Below are 1,137 nucleotides of genomic sequence, written 5' to 3' on the forward strand. Positions count from 1 at the left end.
TGCCTGATCCACCTGGAGCGCAACCGCTACAGCGTGCCGGCTTCTTTTGCCAACCGGCCGGTCAGCCTGCGGGTTTACCCCAACAGGCTGGTGGTGGCGGCGGAAGGGCAAATCATTTGCGAACACCCCCGCGTCGTCGAGCGGACACACGGTCCCGGCCGCACGATTTATGACTGGCGGCATTATCTGGCGGTGATCCAGCGCAAGCCGGGCGCCTTGCGCAACGGCGCGCCGTTCCTGGAATTGCCCGATGCGTTCCGGCATTTGCAGCGGCATCTCCTGCAGCATCCAGGCGGTGACCGCGATATGGTGGAGATCCTGGCCCTGGTGCTGCACCATGATGAGCAACTGGTTCTGATGGCGGCGGAACTGGCCTTGGCCGATGGCGTGCCGTCCAAGACGCATATCCTCAACCGGCTCCACAGGCTGATCGACGGCAAACAGGCGCCGCCGCCAGTCATCACCGCACCACAGGCGTTGACATTGGCCCATGAGCCCAGGGCCGATGTCGAGCGCTACGATACCCTGCGTCAAACCGGGGAGACCCGCCATGCGTCATGATCCCGCCGCGGGTGCGCTCGTCATCATGCTTCGCAGCCTCAAAATGCACGGCATGGCACAGGCCGTCGATGAACTGGCCCAGCAGGGTGCTCCGGCCTTTGAAGCCGCCATCCCGGTGCTCTCCCAGTTGCTCAAGGCCGAGACCGCTGAGCGCGAGGTCCGTTCCATGGCCTATCAGCTCAAGGCCGCCCGCTTCCCGGCCTATCGCGACCTGGCCGGCTTCGACTTCGCCAGCAGCGAGGTCAATGAGGCCCTGGTCAGGCAGTTGCATCGTTGCGACTTCATCGAGCCCGCCGACAATGTCGTGCTCGTCGGCGGCCCGGGCACGGGTAAAACCCACATCGCCACCGCGCTTGGCGTGCAGGCCGTCGAGCATCACAAAAAGCGCATCCGCTTCTTCTCCACCGTCGAGCTGGTCAATGCTCTGGAGCAGGAAAAGGCTCAGGGAAAGGCCGGGCAAATCGCCGGCCGCCTGATCCATGCCGACCTCGTCATCCTTGATGAGCTTGGCTATCTGCCCTTCAGCGCCTCAGGCGGCGCTTTGCTGTTCCATCTGCTCAGCAAGCTTTACGAGCG

The 1,137-nt window shown here is 63.9% G+C and carries 2 protein-coding genes; both read left to right on the plus strand.

Annotation, left to right across the window (positions count from 1 at the left end):
• Nucleotides 1-561, plus strand: a 561-nt coding sequence (locus tag APM_RS18310; protein WP_007424885.1) for a Mu transposase domain-containing protein, incomplete at its 5' end; no start/stop codon positions are given.
• Nucleotides 551-1,137, plus strand: a 587-nt coding sequence (locus APM_RS18315; protein ID WP_007424886.1) for an ATP-binding protein, incomplete at its 3' end; no start/stop codon positions are given. The genes APM_RS18310 and APM_RS18315, both read left to right, overlap by 11 nt.

Source organism: Acidiphilium sp. PM (genome assembly GCF_000219295.1).
Classification (GTDB): Bacteria; Pseudomonadota; Alphaproteobacteria; order Acetobacterales; family Acetobacteraceae; genus Acidiphilium; species Acidiphilium multivorum.